The following is a 406-nucleotide window of genomic DNA, read 5'->3' on the forward strand; positions in this document are numbered from 1 at the left end:
CCTCGAAACACCGTTTGTCTCACTGATCAAATACAGCATGCAGTGTGTCGGGCTGCCTGTAGAGACATATTGCTTACCACCGATTCTTGAAGCATCAGAAGAAGCAAAAGATAAAGTCCACGTGCTGCTTACCGCGCAGGGCATTTTACCAGTCTGAGGAGAAACTCATGTCTGTTCGCAATATTTTTGCTGACGAGAGCCACGATATTTACACCGTCAGAACGCACGCCGATGGCCCGGACGGCGAACTCCCATTAACCGCAGAGATGCTTATCAACCGCCCGAGCGGGGATCTGTTCGGTATGACCATGAATGCCGGAATGGGTTGGTCTCCGGACGAGCTGGATCGGGACGGTATTTTACTGCTCAGTACACTCGGTGGCTTACGCGGCGCAGACGGTAAACC

General features: G+C 52.5%; 1 protein-coding gene and 1 pseudogene. Both read left to right on the forward strand.

Annotated features, from left to right (window positions below):
- Positions 1-157 (forward strand): dihydrodipicolinate synthase family protein (locus I6F37_RS46910; RefSeq protein WP_251290325.1); only part of this gene is annotated, 157 nt, incomplete at its 5' end.
- Between the two features lie 10 nt (positions 158-167).
- Positions 168-406 (forward strand): annotated as a pseudogene (locus I6F37_RS42710) (hypothetical protein); the annotation flags it as partial.

The organism is Bradyrhizobium sp. NBAIM08 (assembly GCF_020193935.1).
Taxonomy (GTDB): domain Bacteria; phylum Pseudomonadota; class Alphaproteobacteria; order Rhizobiales; family Xanthobacteraceae; genus Bradyrhizobium; species Bradyrhizobium yuanmingense.